Source organism: Mumia xiangluensis (assembly GCF_010994095.1).
GTDB classification, from domain to species: domain Bacteria; phylum Actinomycetota; class Actinomycetes; order Propionibacteriales; family Nocardioidaceae; genus Mumia; species Mumia xiangluensis.
In genome coordinates this window covers 504,509-522,423 of record NZ_WJYO01000003.1, presented here as the reverse complement: position 1 = coordinate 522,423, position 17,915 = coordinate 504,509, and the positions used below count along the sequence as shown (strand labels likewise).

Sequence of the window (17,915 nt, the reverse complement as noted above, 5' to 3'; positions counted from 1 at the left end):
CCGTCACGCCTTCGTCCAGTGGTCGGGCTGGGCCGCGATGCTGAGCGGCGACCCTGACGGGACTGCCTCGACCAGCAAGGTGCGTCCCGTCTGCGGATCGAGGTACGTGCGCTCGATGATGGCGGGGGCGACCTGGCGTTCCAGCGTCGGGCACCCGTCGGTCCAGGAGTCCGGCGCGTGCGCGAGGAGCGCTCCGCTCTGCGCGGCGACCGCGGTCGCGCCGCGCCGCTGGACGCCGACGAACAGCGGGTACGGCGCCTGCTCGAGGTCGCCCGCCCGCGCGGGTCCGGTTACCGGCTTCGTCGCCGGCTGGGCTGCCGCGAGCCGCTCCGCCCGGATCTGCTCGCGTCGTCGCGCGGTGGCGTCGAGGTCGGGCAGGCCGTCCTCGACGACGACGCCGTACGACGTCAGCGCCACCTCGGTCGTGATGCGATGACACCGTACGTCGCGAGCGACCCTGTCCGGCTCCCGGTCCAGCGGGTCGCCGTAGCCGCCCGCCGTGGCCAACGCGAACTCGACCGCGTCGCCCTCGGCGAGCACCACGTCGCTGCTCTTGCCCGGCAGCGTGTCGCTGGTGCCGTCGGCGAGGTGCAGCGTGAACTCGCACACCCCGCCCGGGAAGCCCCCGGCCGCACCGTTGAGCGGGATGTCCTCGCGGATCGCCAGGCACTGCCCGACGATCTGGGGGATGCCGTGCGGCCGCAGCTGCATGTGGGCGCCGCCGCCGCTGCGGAACGTGCCCTCGCCGAACGCGCCACCGCGGGCCCGCTTGAAGTCGACGAGCATGGGGTACGCGGATTCCAGCGACTCGACGTCGCTCGCCTCCATGATCTGCGCGCGCGACACCATGAAGTTGGACAGGTCGATGCCGTCGTGGTCGTGAGCCGCAGCGGCCCCGCCCATCGCGCCGTCGAGCATCATCCAGCCGTCGGGGCCGGCGGGTCCGACGTACGCCCAGATCTGGATCGCCAGCGTGGTCGACGCGATCGGGCCGGTCGCGAGGTGTGCGACCTCGCTCTCGTCGGAGGCGGCGATCGCCATCATCACGCACTCGGTGGCCGCGGTGGACGCCGCGAGGGCGACGTCGCAGTGTGCGGAGGCCACCGGTGCCGGCGGCGCGCTGTGCATGATCGTGCCCTTCGGACAGTTCACCGTGACCGGCGCGAACATGCCCTCGTTCAGTGGCAGGTCGTACGTGAGCACGTCGGAGATGTCGCCGACGACGCCCGCGGTCACGATGTGCGGTTGCGTGTTGAAGAAGTGGTCGGCCTGCGGCGGGGCTCCCTCGAAGTCGAAGACCAGCTCGTCGCCGCGCACGGTCATCCGGGTCGGCACCTCGTACAGCTCGTCGTGCCACTCCACCCACATGTCGTAGCGGTACTCGCCGTCGGCGAGCTGGCCGATGCGGCGGCGCATCTCGGCCTCGGCCAGACGCCGCAGTTCGGCGACTCTGTCGACGAACCCCTCCGTCCCCATGCTGTCGGCGATGGCGACGAGCTTGTCCGCGGCAACCTGGCAGCCGGCCACCAGGCTTCGCATGTCCATCTCGACCATGTCGGCCTGACGCACGTTGGTCCGCAGGATGCCCCACACGTCGGGCTGCTCGACGCCCGCCCGGAACAGGCGTACGGGCGGGAACCGCAGCGCCTCCTGGTAGCACTCGGTCGCCGCGGGGGTCCACGAGCCGAATACCATGCCGCCGAGGTCGATGAGGTGGCCGGAGTTCACCACCCACGCGATCAGCGTGTCGCCGTGGAACACCGGCATCTGCACGACGACGTCCTGCGGGTGCAGTCCACCCCCGTTGTACGGGTCGTTCGACAGGAAGACGTCCCCGGGGGAGATGGTGCCGTGGCTCGCCATCGTGACGTGGACGGCCGGGCCGCAGATGCCGAAGTGGTGCGAGATGGCGCCGCCGGCCACCATCATCGAGCCGTCCGCCTCCAGAAGCGTGCAGGAGTAGTCGCGGCTCTCGATGATGATAGGGCTGATCGCGGTGCGCTCGATGGTGATCGCGCCCTCCTCGGCCACGGCCTGCAGGCGGGAGCGCAACACTTCCAGGGCGATCGGGTCGGACGCCGTCCGGTGGTCGGTGAGGGTCATTTCGCTGCCTCCAGGTGCAGGTTGCGGTAGGAGTCGACGGTGGCGGTGAAGGTCTCGGGGATCCAGATCGTGGTGTCGGCGGCGTCGATGACGGCCGGACCCGTGAGGCGGTGCCCGGGCTGCAGGGTGTCGCCGACGACGGTGGGTACGGAGGTGGGCTCGCTGCCGCGGGTGAGGTGTATCAGGCGCTCGCCGCTGGGTTCGGGTACTCCGCCGGGACCGTCGTCGTACTGGGCCAGGGACGCGCGTACGGTCGCACCGAGGCCATACGCCCGCAGCGTGACGAGCTCGACCGGCGCACCGGTGGACACGGCGCCGGAGCCGTACCGCGAGACGTACTCGCTCGTGAACCGCTTGACCAGTGCGGCCTGACCGTCCTCGTCGAGGCCGCCGTCCCACGGGATCTGCAGCTCGTAGTGCTGACGGAAGAACCGTACGTCCGCGATCAGCCCGATCGTGACGTCCTCGTCGGGTACCTCGTCGGCCGCGAGGTCGGCGCGGACCTCGTCGGCCAGCTCCTTGGCGGTCTGCGCCAGCACGTCGCTGCCGTCGGGGAGCAGGACCGACACCGCGCGGCTGCGCTCGCGGCGTACGTCCGACGTTGCGGCGCCGAACGCGGACAGGACGGAGGCGAGCTCGGGGACGACGACTCCGCGCAGCCCGAGCTCGTGGGCGATCTCTGCGCTCGACAGTGCTCCGCAGCCGCCCATCGTGATCAGCGAGAACTCGCGCTGGTCGACGCCCTGCTCGGCGAACCGGGCTCGCAGCGCGCGGGTCATGCTGGACTTGGCGACCTCCCAGATCCCCCACGCGGCCTCGACCGCGCTCATCCCCAGCTGCCCGGCCAGCGTCTCGCAGGCCGCCATAGCGGCATCGCTGTCGAGGGTCATCGTGCCGCCGAGGAACTGGGCGGGGTCGATATAGCCGAGCACCACTAGCGCATCCGTGACCGTCGGTTCCGAGCCACCCCGGCCGTAGCAGGCGGGGCCGGGGTTCGCGCCGGCCGAGCGCGGCCCGACACGCAGGATGTTGAGCGAGTCCACCCAGCCGATGGACCCGCCGCCGGTGCCGATCGAGTTGATGTCGATCATCGGCAATGCGGTCCAGATCCCCATCAGCTCACCGGTGCTGCGCCGTGACGCCACGCCGTCGGAGATGAACGAGACGTCGAAGGACGTGCCGCCGACGTCGCCGGTGACGGCGTTGCTGACCCCGGTGGCGGCGCAGATGGCCTGGGCGGCGATGACACCGGCGGCGGGTCCGGACTCGGCCATGGTGGCAGGGACGTTCCGGCCTTCGGCCACGCTGATCGACCCGCCGCCGGAGTGCACGAGCAGCGGTGACACCCGCAGGCCTCGCGCGGCGAGCTCGGCGGCGAGCGTGTCGACGCCGTCGAGTGCGCCGCCGGTGTACGCGTTGAGCAGGGCGAACTGGGTGCGCTCGAACTCCTTGACCACGGGCAGCAGCTCCGCCCCGGAGGTGAGGGGCAGGTCGGGGAAGCGCTCACGGACCGCCGCGACGGCCGCGCTCTCGTGGGCGTCGTTGACGCACGACCACAGGAAGGAGACGGTCAGACCCTCGATCTGGTGGTGGTCCACGAGCCACTGGACCTCGGCGACGACGTCGGCCGGATCGAGCGCAGTGAGCACGGTGCCCGTGCGGTCGACGCGCTCGCGGACACCGCGGATGCGTTCCCGGTCGACCAGGGAATCGGGGGTGGTCAGCCAGCCGTCGACGTGGGTGCGCATCGCCCGGGCCATGGGGACCAGGTCCTCGAAGCCCTGCGTGGTCACGAGCCCGAGGCGACGACCGGTACGCGAGGCGATGGCGTTGGTCACCGCGGTCGTGCCGAGCCCGAACCGGGCGACGCTCGGGAGGAGCGCGTCGAGCGTGGTGCCGGCCCGCTCGGCCACCCGCTCGCAGGCGTCGAGCACGCCGGCCCCGAGGTCGCCGGGCGTGCTCGGGGCCTTGGCGCGCCACACCGTCGTACCGTCGGACAGAATCGCGTCGGTGAACGTGCCGCCGACGTCGACGCCGATGCACGTGCTCCCCGGTGGTTGTGTCCCGTGTTCCGTGTCGAGAATGGTCATTCGTCGTCTCCTCTGCGCGAGCGTGCGAACGGGAAGTTGCCGGCCTGCGTGCCCCACTCGTGGACGACCTCGCCGTCGATGCGGGTACGCGCGCCCCAGTGGTGGATCTCTGCCTCGATGCGACCGACCTGGCGGCAGTAGTAGGCCCCGGCGACGCCGTTGAGCTCGAACTGGTCGCTGACCCGGCCGTCGACGAGGCGGGCGAAGAAGTCCCGGTGTCCGTCGGACGCCTTCAGGGTGACGACCTGCGGGCGGGGGAGCGCCGTGTCCGGTTCCGTCACGAAGCGCTCGACGTTGCTGGAGAACGCGAAGGTGCTCAGGACGGGCTCGCTCCCGCGGTAGAGCACGAAGGGCGTGAAGTGCCGGTAGCCGAGCTGCTCGGAGGCGGCTGAGTCCGTCCAGATCCCGGTGTAGTCGCCGCAGGTGAAGTGGCCCCACGTCCACATGGACTGGGCCGAAGGGGCGCCAGCCTCGCCCGCCAGCGGGAGTGACGACAGCTGCTTCTCCAGGTGAGCGGTGCCCTTCACCTCGACGTCGTCGCCGTCGACCGTGATGCGGCCGACGACGTCCACGCGGGGAGCGACCGGCCACCAGCCGACCGCCGTCCCCGTCTCCTCGCGGTAGTGCGTGTAGCCCGGTGTCGCGGACGTGAACTTCACCCCGGAGCAGACCACCGCGCCGGAGAGATCGACCCGCACGCCGCCGACGGCGACCGACAGGCGAATCGACTCCGGCCTCCCGCGGGAGTCGAAGGTGCCGACGAGGACGTTGGCGTCACCCCACTGCCCGCCGAACTCCGCCGGCGCGAAGGCGTCGGCTGCAAACGTCTCGTGGACCTCGACGAACTCCTCGCCCGGCCGTACGAGGTTGAGCGTGATCGCCGGTCGACCGCCGTCGTGGGGGCGGGAGCGGTAGAAGCCGACACCGACCTGCCAGCCGTTGTCGAGGCCTGCGTCGAGCCAGAACAGGTCGACGAAGTCCGGGTCGTTCTTCCCGAGCTCGCTGTGCCAGGCGATCTCGGCCGGAGTGATGTGGTGGAAGTCACGGTCGCTCACCCGGCGGACACTACACAACCGACCAGTTGGTTGACTAGACCTTCGTGACGCCTCTAGCCTGAGGGCGGTAGTCGAGCAGCCGTGGAGGCACATGTGAAGACCGTCCTTGGCCCCGATCAGCGGTCCTTCCTCGCCGAGCTGAGGTCCTACCTCGACGGGCTCGATCCCGAGCTCGTCGAGTCGACCCGGGCGGAGAACATCGCTGATCCGATGCAGCCACGCGAGCACGGACGCCGGTTCCTGCGCCAGCTCGCCGCTGACGGGTGGCTGGGCGTCTCCTGGCCGACCGAGTACGGCGGGCAGGGTCGCACCGAGATCGAGCACTGGCTGTTCGCCGAGGAGCTCTACAGCCGCCGGCTCCCCAACGGCCTGCTCACCCTCAACGTCATCGGCCCCACGCTCATGCTGACCGGGACCGAGGAGCAGAAGGCCGACTACCTGCCGCGGATCATCAACGGCGAGCTGGTGTTCGCGATCGGCTACAGCGAGCCCGACGCCGGCAGCGACCTCGCGTCGCTGCGGACGCGGGCCGTCCGCGACGGCGACGAGTACGTCGTCAACGGGCAGAAGCTCTGGACCACCGGTGGGCACGTCGCCACCCACTACTGGCTGGCAGCGCGGACGGGCAAGCAGGAGGACCGCCACCGCGGCGTCAGCCTGTTCATCGTGCCGATGGACGCGCCCGGCATCACGGTCACCCCGATCGTCACCCAGGGTGGGGAGCGGACGACGTCGGTCTACCTCGACGACGTCCGAATCCCTGCGTCGCAGCGCATCGGCGAGGAGAACGAGGGCTGGGCCGCGATCGTCTGCGCTCTCAACTTCGAGCGGATGTTCTTCCACAACGAACCCCGCTGGGAGCTGGAGCAGCTCGCAGACTGGGCGCGAGAGCAGGGTCTCCTCGAGGGCGAGAGCGCGGACGCGTACGCCCTCCAGGAACGCATGGGAGAGCACGCCGTGGACGTCGAGATCTGCCGCCTCTTCGCGCTGCGGGGGGCGAGCATGCTGGCCGACGGGAAGGTGCCGGTCGCCGAGGCGTCGGCCAACAAGATCTGGTGGGGCGAGCTTCGCCAGCGCATCTGCAACACGGGACTGGACCTGATCGGCGAGGAGGGCGCGATCGCGCACGGTTCGCCGTACGCCCCGGCGCACGGCCACCTCGAGCACGGCCTGCAGTCGTCGCCGGTGTGGCGCTTCGGCGGGGGCACCAACGAGATCCAGCTCGACATGATCGCCAACCAGGGTCTGGGGATGCCGCGATGACCGCGTTCACGCTCTCGGAGGAGGAGACGCAGGTCCAGGCGACCGCGCGAGCGTTCCTTCGTGACTTCGTCGACAACACCTACCTCAACGAGCAGGAGGAGTCCCCGACGGGATTCGAGGCGTCTCGGTGGGGCCGCATGCGCGACCTCGGCTGGAGCAGCGTCCACCTGCCGGCACGGGTCGGCGGCGCCGACGGCACGCTCGTCGACGCGGCACTCATCACACGCGAGTGCGGGCGCGCGGCGTACGCGAGCCCGCTGCTGCAGACGCTGCGGTCGGCGACGGTCCTCGACGCGATCGCTGCCGACAAGACGTACGACGACGTGCTGGCCGGCATCGTCGGTGGCGCGATCGCGACCCTCGTCGCGCCCCCGGACAGGACGGTGATGGCCGAGTCCGTGGCGGACGGTTTCGCCCTCAGCGGCCCGCCGGTGGTCGTCGAGTGGCTCGCGCAGGCCGAGTGGGTTGTGCTCGTGCTGCCGACCGTCGAGCGGGGCTGGCTCGGCGCCGTCGTGACCGCGGACTCCTTCGGGGAGCGGGCGGTCGACGTCCCGAGCATCGACAACGAGCGGATGGTCCGGCTGGACCTCGATGGGATGGTGCTCCCGAGCGAGGCTGTGCGGACGACCGACCTGTCCGCGGAGGATGCGGCGTACGCCCTCGCCAGGGCCGACCTGCTCCGCGCGAGCGCGATGGTCGGTGGCGCCCAGGACGTCGTCGAGCGCTCCGCGACGTACGCGCTGGAGCGGCACCAGTTCGGGCAGCCCCTCGGGAAGTTCCAGGCCGTACGCCATCACCTGGCGCGGATGGTCATCGCCGCGGATGGCGCCCAGCTGCTCTGCGACGACGCCCTGAACCGTGCCCTGCCCGGAGCGCAGGAGACGGCCGTCGCGCGGGCGGCTTTGTTCGCGGCGGGGAGGTCGTACATGGACGTGGTGCTCACGGCGGCACAGGTGCACGGCGGGGTCGGCACGACAGTCGAGCACGTCCTGCACCACCACTTCCGGCGCGCGAAGGCGATGCAACTGCGGTCGGGGCGGCGATCGTCCCGGTTGCGCGAGCTCCACCAGGGCCTGGTCGTACGCCGGGAGGCCGTCGAAGGCAGCTTGTGGTGACCGCCTCGCGGGTGGCTGTCGTTACTGGAGGCGGTCGGGGGCTCGGGCGGGCGACCGCCCTCCGGCTCGCGCGCGATGGGATCGATGTCGCCGTGGTCGCGCGGTCGCTCGACGAAGTCGCCGACGTGGCCGCCGAGGCGAAGGCCTGCGGCGTGCGCTCTCTCGGACTCTCGGTCGACGTCACCTCGACCGAGGCGGTCGACGCCGCACGCGACGCGATCACGCGCGAGCTCGGGACGGTCGACATCCTCGTGAACAACGCCGGCAACCTCCTCTACAAGCCGTTCGTTCCGCTTCCCGGTCGCGAGGACGCCTACCCGGGCTTCGACACGCCGATCGCCGACGACGAGTGGGCGAACGTGATGGAGGTCCACCTCGGCGGTGCCGTGCGGATGCTCCGCGCACTCGGCCCCGGAATGCTCGCGAAGGGCAGTGGCCGTGTCGTGAACGTCGTCAGCAACGTGGTGCGACGGGCCGTGCCGTACACGGTGGGCTACGACACCGCGAAAGGAGCGCTCGTTCAGCTGACGCGCTCGCTCGCGCGTGAGTGGGGACGCTACGGCGTCACCGTGAACGCCGTCGCGGCCGGACACTTCGAGACCGAGATGACGCGAGAGCAGTTCGCGAACGAGCGCGCTCGTGAGCAGATGATCAGCCGGGTCGCGATGCGGCGGACCGGTGAGCTCGAGGAGTTTGCCGACCTCGTCGCGTACCTCTGCGGCGATGCCGCGGGCTTCGTCACGGGTGAGCTGATCGCGATCGACGGCGGGGAGACGCTCTGAGGTTGCGGCTGTCGATCAGTCTCGGGGCGCGAGCACCCCTGCCAGGACGAACTCCGTCAGCTCGTCGACGAGCGAGGCCTTGCCCCGTCCGGAGCGCGGACGGAACCAGTTCGGAATGTACGCGAGGACGCCGACGATCGAGTAGTGGACGATGCTGACGTTGACGGGCCGGAACTCACCGGCGTTGATGCCCTCCTTGAGGAGCTTCTGGGAGAAGCTGCGGTACTTCTCGACCCGCCGGAGGACGTCGCTCGCCTGCTCGCTGGGGAGATTCCGCTCGACCCAGGGCAGCTCCTGGAAGAACACGACAAGCTCGTCCGACGCTCCCGCTGCTTGAGCTACTTCCAACCGAATGAGCTCGCGGAACCGCTCTGTCGGCGTGCCCTCGGCGGGGACCTTCGCGAGCAGCTCCATCGTCGTGTCGAGCTGGCCGGCCAGCAGCTCGTAGAGGATCGCGCTCTTGGAGGGGTAGTAGTGGTAGAGCGTGCCCTTGTTCAGTCCCACGGTGTCGGCGATGAGGTCCATCGTCGCGGAGTTGTAACCGTGCTCACGGAACAGTTGAGCAGCGGTCGAGCGCACATCGGCACGTCGTGAAACTCGAGGCATGGCGTTCCTTTCCTTCATGTCACCGTGGATGTGCGAGCTGCTGCGGCGCTGGGTGGCTTCGTCGCCGCCGTCCGCGATCGTATCGCCGGTCTAGGGCCGTCGTCTCGACAGTTCGAGGCCGCGCGTGTCTGTGCGTGACCGGTCCGCTGGGGTCCGGCCCGTCGATGGGTCGTTCATCACGCTTCACTCTCCCCGCCCTGGTCTCAAGACTTGGTAGGGTATTTCTACCAGCCGAACAGTCGGTTGGGTTCATCGAGGTGGCGTGGTCGATTTGCCCGTCACGAGACGGCCAGGTGTAAGCACATGCCCAAGATCTCCCGGCGTGACGACGTGCGCGCGACCGCTGCACGGGTCTTTCGCGAGTACGGATACAGCTCGGCCACGATGGACCTCATCGCCGACACCGTGGGGCTGAACAAGGGCACGCTCTACCACTACTACCCCTCCAAGAGCGCGATCCTCTTCGAGCTGCTGTCCGATCAGATCGACGAGACGATCGCACTCGCTGACAAGGTTCCGTCGGATGCTCAACCGTCCGAGCGCTTGCGCGAACTGGTTCGGCTGCAGGTGGAGCGCGTGGCGGGCGTCTCTGACGAGGTGGCCGTCTTCTTTCACGAGATTCCCTGGATCGAGAAGAATCTCCCTGCCGAGCAGGTCAAGGACCTGCGTCAGCGGATCGACACCTACCGCCGTATCACCGAGGGTCTGCTGACCGACGGGTCTGCCGCAGGAGAGCTGCGCGGGATGGACGTCGCGATGATCCAGTACTCGATCATCGGCGTCCTTGCCTATGTCCCGGAGTGGTTCCGGCATCGCTCGCCAGAGGCGACGGCGGAGGTGGTCGACGGGCTGTCGACGTTCGTGATGTCTGGCGTGCTGCGCTCTGGGTTCGGGTCAGCGTGAGGTGCTGGTGGTCGGGGCGCCGATGCCCTTGACGATCAGGTCGGCAAGAAGGTGGTACGCGGTCGCATCGTCAAGCGCAGTCATGGCTTCCATCTCGCCGCGCTGGATGCTTTCCATGACCTGTGCGGTCACCATTCCGATGAAGGCGGCGTTGACCGGGGCGCTGGGCCCGGTGGCCTCTCGGACGAGACCTTGGACGCGCCGAGCGGCGATCGCAGTGTTCTCCGAGTAGAGATCGCGTGCCGGCGCGAACTGCTGGAGGTTGACGAAGAACTCTTCCGTGGCCGGCGCCAGCTCTCGCGCGATGGCGTCGAGGTACGTGCCGATCCGGGCGACCGGATCGGACTCCCGTGCGACCTCGGCCTCGACGCGCGCCGTGGCGCGCTTGAAGAACGCTCGAACGGCGGCAGTGATCAGCTGCTCCTTGCTCGGCGCGATCTCGTACAGCGTCGACTTCGAGCACCGGAGACGGCTGGCAAGATCCGCGATGCCGAACCCGAGGAATCCCTCAGCGAGGTACAGATCCACGAGACCGTCCAGAACGGCCTCGCGGCGTCGACTGCGGGTGACAGCGTCTCGAGCCATACTCTAGACTGTACCAAGGTATTCATTTCAGTACACCAGCACCGCGAGAGGTCCTATGCCTGCCGAACGGCTGATGCCGACCGAGGAGTCCATCGATCTGATCGCGCTGACCCGTGACATCGTCGACCGTGAGCTGCGGCCTCGGGTCGATGCGGCCGAGCGTGCGGCGTCGTTCCCGCGCGAGGTGTTCCGGACCTTGGGTCGCGCTGGCCTGCTGGGGCTGCCGTATCCGGAGGAGTACGGCGGTGGCGGGCAGCCGTACGAGGTGTATCTGCAGGTCGTGGAGGAGATCGCGTCCGCGTGGGCGTCGGTCGGCGTCGGCACGAGTGTGCACGCGTTGTCGTGCTTCGGGCTGTTCACCGCGGGCACCGACGAGCAGAAGCAGCGGTGGCTGCCCGACATGCTCGGCGGTGAGCTCCTCGGCGCGTACTGCCTGTCCGAGGCGCACGCCGGTTCCGACCCGGCCGCGATGCGGACCCGCGCCGTGCGCGTCGGTGACGAGTACGTCATCGACGGTGCCAAGGCCTGGACCACCCACGGTGGTGAGGCCGACTTCTACAAGGTGATGGCACGGACGTCCGAAGGAAGCCGGGGGATCTCGTGCTTCCTCGTGCCCGCCGACACGCCCGGGCTCGTCGCGGACAACCCGGAGGACAAGATGGGCCTGATGGGGTCCACGACGGCGACGATGCTGTTCGACGGTGTCCGGGTGCCCGCCGAGCGTCGGCTCGGCGAGGAGGGCCAAGGCCTGTCGATCGCACTGGCCGGGCTCGACTCCGGCCGCCTCGGCATTGCCGCGGTGGCCACCGGCGTCGCCCAAGGGGCGCTCGACGTTGCCGTCGCCTACGCCCGTGAGCGCGAGTCGTTCGGCAAGCCGATCATCGAGCACCAGGGCCTCGCGTTCGTGCTCGCCGACATGGCGGCCGCGGTCGAGTCGGCACGCGCGACCTATCTGGCTGCCGCGCGGCTCAAAGATGCCGGCCGCCCGTTCAGCCGGCAGGCGTCCATCGCCAAGCTGGTCGCGACCGACAACGCCATGCGCGTGACCACCGACGCCGTGCAGGTCCTCGGCGGCGCCGGCTACACCAAGGACTTCCCCGTCGAGCGCTACATGCGCGAGGTGAAGGTCATGCAGATCTTCGAGGGGACCAACCAGATCCAGCGGCTCGTCATCAGCCGCGGACTCGCCCGATAGGAGCACCATGGACCTCGCCAACACCGCCGCGATCGTCACCGGAGGCGCCTCCGGCCTCGGCGCCGCGACCGCCGCCGCGCTGGCCGCCCGCGGCGCGAGCGTGTACGCGCTCGACCTGGCCCCAGCCATCGACAAAGCCGCCGACGTCGCTGGCGTCACCTACATCGAGACCGACGTGACCGACGGCGACTCGGTCCGCAACGCGGTGACCGCGGCCGCCTCCGGCGGGGTGCCGCTGCGCACGGTCGTGTCCTGTGCGGGCATCGGCCCGTCGGCGCGCATCCTGTCCAAGCGCGGACCGCACGACCTCGACCTCTTCGCGAAGGTCGTCCAGGTCAACCTCGTGGGCTCGTTCAACGTGATGACCGTTGCCGCCGAGGCGATCGCTGCGACCGAGGCAGATGCCGACGGGCAGCGCGGCGTCATCGTCAACACCGCCTCGATCGCCGCTTACGACGGCCAGGTCGGCCAGGCCGCGTACGCCGCGTCGAAGGGCGGGATCGTCGGGCTCACCCTCCCCGCCGCGCGCGACCTCGCACAGTTCGGCATCCGCGTCTGCACCGTCGCCCCCGGCATCGTCGACACCCCGATGCTGGCGACCGTCTCCGACGAGTTCCGCGCCGGCCTCGCCGCCGGCGTCCCGTTCCCCCAGCGCCTCGCCCGGCCCTCGGAGTTCGCCGACCTCGTCACGATGATCGTGGACCACGACTACCTCAACGGCGAGGTCATCCGGATGGACGGCGCCCTCCGCATGGCACCGCGCTGACCCGCGCTCGGCACCCGGCGTGACGTGAAGCTCGGTGCCGATCGCCGGGTTGACCGCGCCTCAGCCCGCCATTACATTTAACGACATCGTTAAGTGAAGGGGGCGTCAGGTGGCAGACACCGACCAGCTCAGCGCCGTGTTCTCAGCGCTGGCAGATCCCACGCGACGGGCGATTCTGGCCGAGCTGACGGAGCGTGACGCCACGGTCTCCGAGCTCACCGCGCCGCTGCCCATCTCGATGCCCGCGGTCTCCAGGCACCTGAAGGTGCTCGAGCATGCGTCGCTGATCTCGCGCTCGCGGGCCGGCAAGTGGCGCGTGTGTCGGCTCGAGGCCGCCTCGATGCGCGACGCAGCCGACTGGATCGAGCGCTACCGGCGGTTCTGGGACGCGTCCCTGGACCGCCTCGACGCCCACCTCGCCGCAGTTCAGGCCGCCGACGACGCATCGCACCGGGCAGGCCCCGCCGGGCACCCCGACGAGGAGCAGCAGTGAGCACCGAGTCTTCGCAGATCTTCATCAGTCGCGTGTTCGAGGCGCCACGACAGCTTGTCTACCGGGCCTTCACCGACCCCGACCAGCTGGCCACGTGGTGGGGGCCGATCGGGAACTCGCTGCCGCGCGACGAGATCGACTTCGACGTGCGGCCCGGTGGCTTTCAACGGTGGACCGAGGTCGGGGCCGCCGGATCCGACGTCCGGTCGCACGTCCACATCGACCTGACCGACGTCACCATCGACGAGCTGCTCGAAGGCGTGATGCACGTGAGCGGGCAGCTCCAGGGCGGCTTCGAGCCGTTCGCGACGAGGTTCCGGATCGAGTTCCACGACGAGCCTGACGGGCGCACCCGCTTGGAGATCCACCAGTGGCTTCCCGATCACCTCACCGGCCCCAGCGAGCAGGGGTGGCACGAGGCGTTCACCAAGCTCGACGCCGCTCTGATCACCGCCCAGGCACACGCTGCCGATCGCCGAGGAGGCATCCCATGGCCACACTGATCTACGCGACGAACGTGAGCCTCGACGGCTACATCGAGGATGCGGACGGCGCGTTCGACTTCTTCCCCGTCGACGACGAGGTGTTCGCGGACCATACGGACCTTGTGCGGTCCGTCGGCACGCTCCTGTACGGGCGGCGTCTGTACGAGGCGATGGCCGTCTGGGAGACCAACACCGACCTCGCTGCACAATCCACTCCGTTCGCCGAATTCGCTGCGGCTTGGCAGGCGCCGAGCAAGGTCGTCTACTCCAGAAGCCTGGCCGCGGCGTCCACCGCCAACACCCGGATCGAACGCGACTTCGACCCCGCCGCGGTGCGGGAGCTCAAGGACGCCGACTCGCGCGACTTCCTGCTCGGGGGAGCGAATCTCGCCGATCAGGCGTTCAAGGCCGGGCTGGTCGACGTCGTCCAGATATACGTCTTGCCTGTCGTGGTCGGCGGCGGGAAGCCGGGGCTGCCGACAGGGATGCGCGCCGACCTCGAACTCATCGACGAGCGGCTGTTCGGTAACGGTGTCGTCCGGCTCCGCTACCGGACTGTGGGAGCCTGACCCGGCTGACGACGACGGGCGAGCCTCACCCCTAGGTGGCTCGCGCCGGGAGGACAGTGCTCCAGGAGGCCAGGCTCTTGTCGACGTACTCGGGTCGAGAGGTGGCCACTCCGAAGGCGAGATCCTCGAGCAGTCCGCAGACCGCGTAGAACCTCGCGCGCGGGCCTACCGAATCAGGCTCGCCACCGTGCTCGGCATACGTTCTCATCGCCCGCGCCAGGGTGGTCGGTCCGAGGTCGCGCAGCAGTCGCCCCACGTCAGCCGCCGGGTCCGTGATCGCCGCGTCCGACCAGTCGATGACCCCCGTGACGGTCGCCCGCACTGGATCGACGAGGACATGCTCGATGCCGAGATCGTTGTGCGTGAACCTGTGCTGGGTCGTCGGTGCGGGAGCTGGCCGAGCGAGGAACTCCGCGACGTCTGTGCGCTGGCCGGTGTCCAGCAGGTGCTTGACTGCGCTGAAGTTCTCTGCGGCCTCCTCCCTCCATGCCGAAGGTGGTGTCGCGTCCAGCGGCGCGACGTCCGCGAGCTGATCGAGTGGTGACTTGTGGAGCTCCGCGAGCGTACGCGCCATCACGTCGGCCGCCTCCGCCGTGATCGCGTCGCTCCGACGCGGGAGATCGATCAACCGTCGTCCCGGAAGCTCTCGCACGATCAGGACGCGAGCCCCGAGCGTCACCGTGACCACCTCGGGAACGGGGACCGTGACCCGCTCGGCCACGTGCCGCAGCAACGATGCCTCGTCCTCGAGGTCGGCTTCGCTGCGGACCCGGGCTGGCCAGTCGAGACCAACGGTGACGAGCTGATCGCTGGCCGCGAGCCGGAACGTGCGGGACTCGCCGCCGCGCCCGTGAAGACGTACGTCACCCACTCCGAGGGCGTCACGGAGCAGCGCTTCCTGGGCTTCGACCGAGACGGACACGCTTCCGACAGTAGATGCCGCGGCATCGGAGAGCTGTCGTCCCCAGGCGACACCTCGTACGCCGTCTGGCGACTCAGTTGCTCTCCGAGCAGATCGTCGTCGGCGCGGAGCCTTCCTGCACCCAGGCGACGGGCTTGGCATGATCGTGCGCATGGCCACTCAGATCGTTCTCGTCCCCGGATTCTGGCTCGGCGCTTGGGCCTGGGACGGTGTTGCTCCGCTGCTGGCCGATCGCGGGTACGCCGTCACGCCCGTGACCCTGCCGGGGCTCGAGCCGGACAACCCTGACCGCGGCGGAGTCACCCTGGACGACCAGGCGGGGAGCATCGCCGCCGCGCTCGACCACAGCGCTGAGCGGAGGGTGCTCGTCGTCCACAGCGGGGCGGCGCTTCCAGGCACGATGGTGCTCGACCGTCACCCCGATCTCATCGACCACGTCGTGTTCGTCGACACCGCACCGGTCCGCGACGGCTACGCCATGGACCCCGCGATGGAAGCCGCTGAGTTCCCGCTGTCCGAGGCGTGGGAGAGCGAGATGGCTGACGGGAGCATGCGCGACCTCAGCGAGGAGCAGCTGCAGACCTTCCGTAGCCGCGCCGTACCCCAGCCGGGGCGCACCGTCAGCGGCGCGGTGCACCTGTCCGACCCCGCCCGGCTCGCCGTACCCGGCACCGTGGTGTGCACCGCGTTCCCGTCGACGGACTACCGCTCCTACGCCGAGCAGGGCGCGGGCTTCCTGGCAGGACTGCTGGACCACACCGATCTGACCTACGTCGACCTGCCCACCGGGCACTGGCCGATGTGGTCCAAGCCGGCCGAGCTCGCCGACGTCATCGACCAGGCCGCGGGCCGGTAGGAGCGCTCACGGCGTACGACTCGCTGGGTGCGGCGGGCTGGTGCGGCTCGGGAATGCGTCGCGGCCACCAGAACCTGTCGCCCAGGATCTGAGCCATGGATGGCACGAGCAGGGTTCGTACGACGAAGGTGTCGAGCAGGACCCCGATGCAGATGACCGTCCCCAGCTGGGCGAGGACGACGAGCGGGAGCACGCCGAGTGCCGCGAAGACCGCTGCGAGCAGGATGCCCGCGCTGGTGATGACACCGCCGGTGGCGGCGAGCGCCCGGAGCATCCCCTGCCGGGACCCGACGCTGGTGGTCTCCTCCCACGCCCTGGTGACCAGGAAGATGCTGTAGTCCACGCCGAGGGCGACGAGGAACAGGAACGCGAAGAGGGCCACGGTGTTGTCGATGGCGGGGAAGTCGAAGACCGTGCTGAACACCAGCCACGAGGCGCCGAGGCTCGCGGCGTACGTCATCACCACGGCGAGCGCGAGGATCACGCTCGCGACCACCGACCGCAGCAGCACGATCAGCGCGATGCAGACCAGCCCGAGGATCAGCGGCATGATGAGCACCCGGTCGCGTTGAGCGCCGTCGGCCTGGTCGATCGCCTCGGCGGCATCGCCGACGACGTAGGTCGCGTCGTACTCGCAGAGCGCATCCCGCAGGGACCGTGTGGCGTCCTCGCTCTCCTCGCTGCCCGGCTCGGCGTCGAAGACGACATCGATCCGGCTGACCCCGCGTACGGCTTCGCTCGGGCGGGCCGAGACCACCGTGTCGACGTCCTCGGCAGCCTCCGTGACCTGCTGCGCGTCGGCCCGGGTCACGATCGTCGTCGGACTGGTGAGGCCGGCCGGGAAAGACTCGCTCAGCCGGTTCGCCGCGGAGATCGCCTCGGGTTCGTCGATGAAGAGCTCGGTCTTGTCCAGGCCGGTGCTCGCGCTGAGCGCACCGGTAGCGAGAACTCCCAGCCCGATGACCGTCGCGAGTGCGATCGCCGTCGGTCGCTTGCTCACGACCGTGCCGATGCGGCGCCAGACGGTCGGAGCGTCGACGAGCTGCGTCTCGCCCACCTTCGGTCGCTTCGGCCAGAAGATCCACCGGTCGAAGCTGACCAGGACCGCGGGGAGGACCACGAGAGCGAAGAACGCGGCGACGACGATGCCCGCTGCGCAGGACAGACCCAGTCCGCGGGTGGACGGTGTCACGGAGAGGAGCAGCGTCAGCAGGCCGACGACGACGGTGGTGGCGCTCGCGAGAACCGCCTCGGCGGTCCGCGGAAGGGCGCGGGCCATCGCGTCGCGGCGGTCGCGATGGATGCGGAGCTCGTCGCGGTAGCGCGAGATCAGCAGCAGGGCGTAGTTGGTCCCGGCGCCGAAGACGAGCACGGACAGGATGCCTTGTGTCGTGCCGTCCCAGGGCAGTCCGGCCCTGTCGAGGAGGTGGGTCGCGCCGACGGCAGCGATGCGGTCGGCGACTCCGACGACGAGCAGGGGGATGATCCACAGGATCGGGCTGCGGTAGGTGACGACCAGGAGGATCGCGACGACGGCCATGGTCACCAGGAGCAGGCGCATGTCTGCGCCCTCGAACACCTTGGAGATGTCGGCCTGGACCGCGGCGGGGCCTGTCACCTGGACGTCGATGCCCTCCGGAGCGACGTCGGCCAAGGACTCACGGAGATCGTCGACGACGACGTCGGGGTCCGTGACCGTCCGGTCCGGGATCGGCACGACGGCGATCGCCGCGGTGCCGTCCTCGCTGAGGGTCAGCGGTCCGGTCGCGCCCGCGGGTACGGCGCCGAGCTCCGCCAGCTGGGGAGCGAGATCGCCCAGAAACGCCTGGTCGAGCCGGTCGTCACTGGTGACGGCGACGATCGCGGAGCTTCCCTGCTTCTCCGGCAGGTCCTGGAGGAGCTGCGCCGCGCGCGCGCTCTGAGAGCCGTCCGGCAGGTTGTCCTGCGGCTGCGCCTGGCGCTCCACCTCCCCGACCACGCCGAGCAGGATGCCGCCGAGCAGCAGGGGAACGAGCGCGAAGATCCAAGCGGTCCGCTTCGAGATGATGAGGCGGACGAGAGCGTGGGCGTGTTGCAGGGGGTGCTGGTCAGCACCGGGCATGATCGCCTCCGTTGAGTTCGAGCGTC

Annotated in this window: 17 protein-coding genes; 10 read left to right on the top strand and 7 right to left on the bottom strand. The window is 69.8% G+C overall.

What is annotated here, in order from left to right; genetic code table 11:
• Window positions 1–3: 3 nt before the first annotated feature.
• From GH747_RS12855 to GH747_RS12845, 3 genes are read right to left on the bottom strand one after another with little or no spacing between them, the layout of a single operon-like run.
• A complete protein-coding gene (locus tag GH747_RS12855; RefSeq protein WP_149769961.1) occupies window positions 4–2,103 on the bottom strand; it encodes a hydantoinase B/oxoprolinase family protein in 2,100 nt (699 codons plus the stop codon).
• Window positions 2,100–4,193: a hydantoinase/oxoprolinase family protein gene (locus GH747_RS12850; protein ID WP_149769960.1), complete on the bottom strand. Its 2,094-nt coding sequence runs from the start codon at window positions 4,191–4,193 to the stop codon at window positions 2,100–2,102. The genes GH747_RS12855 and GH747_RS12850 overlap by 4 nt, the downstream gene beginning before the upstream one ends.
• Window positions 4,190–5,248 (bottom strand): hypothetical protein, encoded by a 1,059-nt coding sequence (locus tag GH747_RS12845; RefSeq protein ID WP_149769959.1) that lies wholly within the window; start codon window positions 5,246–5,248, stop codon window positions 4,190–4,192. Before GH747_RS12845 ends, GH747_RS12850 begins: the two co-directional genes overlap by 4 nt.
• A 93-nt stretch (window positions 5,249–5,341) precedes the next feature.
• On the opposite strand from GH747_RS12845, the gene GH747_RS12840 reads away from it, so the two are divergent.
• From GH747_RS12840 to GH747_RS12830, 3 genes are read left to right on the top strand one after another with little or no spacing between them, the layout of a single operon-like run.
• Window positions 5,342–6,511: an acyl-CoA dehydrogenase family protein gene (locus GH747_RS12840; protein WP_163695576.1), complete on the top strand. Its 1,170-nt coding sequence runs from the start codon at window positions 5,342–5,344 to the stop codon at window positions 6,509–6,511.
• The gene (locus GH747_RS12835) at window positions 6,508–7,626 is read left to right on the top strand and encodes an acyl-CoA dehydrogenase family protein (RefSeq protein WP_149769957.1); all 1,119 of its coding nucleotides are present in this window, start codon (window positions 6,508–6,510) and stop codon (window positions 7,624–7,626) included. Before GH747_RS12840 ends, GH747_RS12835 begins: the two co-directional genes overlap by 4 nt.
• Window positions 7,623–8,408: an SDR family NAD(P)-dependent oxidoreductase gene (locus GH747_RS12830; protein ID WP_163695573.1), complete on the top strand. Its 786-nt coding sequence runs from the start codon at window positions 7,623–7,625 to the stop codon at window positions 8,406–8,408. Before GH747_RS12835 ends, GH747_RS12830 begins: the two co-directional genes overlap by 4 nt.
• A gap of 15 nt (window positions 8,409–8,423) precedes the next feature.
• Here GH747_RS12830 and GH747_RS12825 read toward each other — a convergent pair whose 3' ends face one another.
• Window positions 8,424–9,014, bottom strand: a complete 591-nt coding sequence (locus tag GH747_RS12825) for a TetR/AcrR family transcriptional regulator (protein WP_163695570.1) — start codon at window positions 9,012–9,014, stop codon at window positions 8,424–8,426.
• A 303-nt stretch (window positions 9,015–9,317) separates the two neighbouring features.
• Between GH747_RS12825 and GH747_RS12820 the strand changes: the two genes are divergently transcribed.
• On the top strand, window positions 9,318–9,917 hold the full coding sequence (locus tag GH747_RS12820) for a TetR/AcrR family transcriptional regulator (RefSeq protein ID WP_149769954.1): 600 nt from the start codon (window positions 9,318–9,320) through the stop codon (window positions 9,915–9,917).
• On the opposite strand, the gene GH747_RS12815 is transcribed toward GH747_RS12820, so the two are convergent.
• On the bottom strand, window positions 9,909–10,502 hold the full coding sequence (locus GH747_RS12815; protein ID WP_149769953.1) for a TetR/AcrR family transcriptional regulator: 594 nt from the start codon (window positions 10,500–10,502) through the stop codon (window positions 9,909–9,911). The two genes, GH747_RS12820 and GH747_RS12815, sit on opposite strands and share 9 nt — an antisense overlap.
• Window positions 10,503–10,557: 55 nt before the next feature.
• Between GH747_RS12815 and GH747_RS12810 the strand changes: the two genes are divergently transcribed.
• The 5 genes from GH747_RS12810 to GH747_RS12790 all read left to right on the top strand — a co-directional run bounded on the left by GH747_RS12810 (window position 10,558) and on the right by GH747_RS12790 (window position 14,010).
• Window positions 10,558–11,697 (top strand): acyl-CoA dehydrogenase family protein, encoded by a 1,140-nt coding sequence (locus tag GH747_RS12810; RefSeq protein ID WP_149769952.1) that lies wholly within the window; start codon window positions 10,558–10,560, stop codon window positions 11,695–11,697.
• Window positions 11,698–11,704: 7 nt separating this feature from the next.
• Window positions 11,705–12,463, top strand: coding sequence for an SDR family NAD(P)-dependent oxidoreductase (locus GH747_RS12805; RefSeq protein ID WP_149769951.1), 759 nt, complete (start codon window positions 11,705–11,707; stop codon window positions 12,461–12,463).
• Window positions 12,464–12,572: 109 nt separating this feature from the next.
• Window positions 12,573–12,956, top strand: a complete 384-nt coding sequence (locus GH747_RS12800; RefSeq protein WP_149769950.1) for an ArsR/SmtB family transcription factor — start codon at window positions 12,573–12,575, stop codon at window positions 12,954–12,956.
• Entirely contained in the window at window positions 12,953–13,459 is a 507-nt protein-coding gene (locus tag GH747_RS12795; protein ID WP_149769949.1) for an SRPBCC family protein, read from the top strand. The genes GH747_RS12800 and GH747_RS12795 overlap by 4 nt, the downstream gene beginning before the upstream one ends.
• The gene (locus GH747_RS12790) at window positions 13,447–14,010 is read left to right on the top strand and encodes a dihydrofolate reductase family protein (protein WP_149769948.1); all 564 of its coding nucleotides are present in this window, start codon (window positions 13,447–13,449) and stop codon (window positions 14,008–14,010) included. Before GH747_RS12795 ends, GH747_RS12790 begins: the two co-directional genes overlap by 13 nt.
• A 31-nt stretch (window positions 14,011–14,041) precedes the next feature.
• Here GH747_RS12790 and GH747_RS12785 read toward each other — a convergent pair whose 3' ends face one another.
• Window positions 14,042–14,932 (bottom strand): phosphotransferase family protein, encoded by an 891-nt coding sequence (locus GH747_RS12785; RefSeq protein ID WP_163695568.1) that lies wholly within the window; start codon window positions 14,930–14,932, stop codon window positions 14,042–14,044.
• A 151-nt stretch (window positions 14,933–15,083) separates the two neighbouring features.
• Here GH747_RS12785 and GH747_RS12780 point away from each other — a divergent pair, with 151 nt between their 5' ends.
• Window positions 15,084–15,788, top strand: a complete 705-nt coding sequence (locus tag GH747_RS12780; RefSeq protein ID WP_149769946.1) for an alpha/beta fold hydrolase — start codon at window positions 15,084–15,086, stop codon at window positions 15,786–15,788.
• On the opposite strand, the gene GH747_RS12775 is transcribed toward GH747_RS12780, so the two are convergent.
• Window positions 15,763–17,889: an MMPL family transporter gene (locus GH747_RS12775; RefSeq protein ID WP_149769945.1), complete on the bottom strand. Its 2,127-nt coding sequence runs from the start codon at window positions 17,887–17,889 to the stop codon at window positions 15,763–15,765. The genes GH747_RS12780 and GH747_RS12775 overlap by 26 nt on opposite strands.
• Between the last annotated feature and the right edge of the window lie 26 nt (window positions 17,890–17,915).

What these genes read in the sequence shown, in the direction of transcription:
- GH747_RS12855 (WP_149769961.1), bottom strand. Translation starts at nt 2,103, where the DNA reads ATGACCCTCACCGACCACCGGACGGCGTCCGACCCGATCGCCCTGGAA.
- GH747_RS12850 (WP_149769960.1), bottom strand. Translation starts at nt 4,193, where the DNA reads ATGACCATTCTCGACACGGAACACGGGACACAACCACCGGGGAGCACG.
- GH747_RS12835 (WP_149769957.1), top strand. Translation starts at nt 6,508, where the DNA reads ATGACCGCGTTCACGCTCTCGGAGGAGGAGACGCAGGTCCAGGCGACC.
- GH747_RS12825 (WP_163695570.1), bottom strand. Translation starts at nt 9,014, where the DNA reads ATGCCTCGAGTTTCACGACGTGCCGATGTGCGCTCGACCGCTGCTCAA.
- GH747_RS12820 (WP_149769954.1), top strand. Translation starts at nt 9,318, where the DNA reads ATGCCCAAGATCTCCCGGCGTGACGACGTGCGCGCGACCGCTGCACGG.
- GH747_RS12815 (WP_149769953.1), bottom strand. Translation starts at nt 10,502, where the DNA reads ATGGCTCGAGACGCTGTCACCCGCAGTCGACGCCGCGAGGCCGTTCTG.
- GH747_RS12810 (WP_149769952.1), top strand. Translation starts at nt 10,558, where the DNA reads ATGCCTGCCGAACGGCTGATGCCGACCGAGGAGTCCATCGATCTGATC.
- GH747_RS12805 (WP_149769951.1), top strand. Translation starts at nt 11,705, where the DNA reads ATGGACCTCGCCAACACCGCCGCGATCGTCACCGGAGGCGCCTCCGGC.
- GH747_RS12790 (WP_149769948.1), top strand. Translation starts at nt 13,447, where the DNA reads ATGGCCACACTGATCTACGCGACGAACGTGAGCCTCGACGGCTACATC.
- GH747_RS12780 (WP_149769946.1), top strand. Translation starts at nt 15,084, where the DNA reads ATGGCCACTCAGATCGTTCTCGTCCCCGGATTCTGGCTCGGCGCTTGG.
- GH747_RS12775 (WP_149769945.1), bottom strand. Translation starts at nt 17,889, where the DNA reads ATGCCCGGTGCTGACCAGCACCCCCTGCAACACGCCCACGCTCTCGTC.